The organism is Liquorilactobacillus vini DSM 20605 (assembly GCF_000255495.1).
In the GTDB taxonomy this organism is placed as follows: domain Bacteria; phylum Bacillota; class Bacilli; order Lactobacillales; family Lactobacillaceae; genus Liquorilactobacillus; species Liquorilactobacillus vini.
The window spans coordinates 1-821 of sequence record NZ_AHYZ01000174.1 but is presented as its reverse complement, the minus strand read 5'-3'; the positions used below and the strand labels follow the sequence as shown (position 1 = coordinate 821).

Here is an 821-nt window from a genome sequence, read left to right as displayed (position 1 = left end):
CAGAAATGGCAGAAGATCTTAAAACACGTGGATTAAAACAAGTCCAGTTGATCATTGCAGATGGAATGGTTGGTCTGCAGCCAGCATTATTGCACGCTTTCCCGAAAGCTAAATTCCAAAGATGCCTAGTACATGTTATGCGTAATATTGGTTCGCATGTGCGTTTAAAAGATCGTGAAGCGATCTTAAATGATTTTAAAGAGTTGCATTTAGCGACCGATGTAACTGCAGCACACAAGATCTTAAATGATTTTTATGGTGCATGGGGGAAATCGTATTCTAATCTGATCCAGCAACTTAAATCCATTGAAAATGAACTACTAGCTTTCCTGAGTTTTCCCCCGGCCATTCGACCGACAATTTATTCAACCAATATCTTAGAATCACTGAACAAAAGAATCAAACGCAAGACCAAACCCAAAGAACAGTTTCCAAACGAAAAATCTTTAGACAATTTTATTGAAGTTCAAGTCATAAGCTACAATGAAAAATACTTCAATCGTAGCCATCGTGGTTTTGGTCAAGTCAAAGGCACATTAGAATCACTTTTCGAATAATGGTTTAATTTTGCCGGGGAAAGGGATTTTCATTTACACAAACTTCTTGACACTCCCGCAACCATTCCTAGATCAATGATTGTTTTGAACATTTTAGGTGAACTAAACCAAGTATCAAATAGGACATAATCAGCTGTAATCTGATTATCCAGAGCCTGCTTTAGAAGTTCTATACCGACCAAGTTCATCTTACGCTGAGCTTGAGCTCGGCGTTGGCCAGCTAAAGTACGCAAGTCGGTATAACGAGCTGGAGAACCAATTCGG

Annotated in this window: 1 protein-coding gene and 1 pseudogene; one reads left to right on the top strand and one right to left on the bottom strand. The window is 39.0% G+C overall.

Annotated features, from left to right (window positions below):
• Window positions 1–557: IS256 family transposase (locus tag ON15_RS09505; protein ID WP_010581259.1), on the top strand; the 557-nt coding region annotated here is incomplete at its 5' end.
• Between the two features lie 41 nt (window positions 558–598).
• Here ON15_RS09505 and ON15_RS11835 read toward each other — a convergent pair.
• Window positions 599–821 (bottom strand): annotated as a pseudogene (locus tag ON15_RS11835) (IS4 family transposase); the annotation flags it as partial.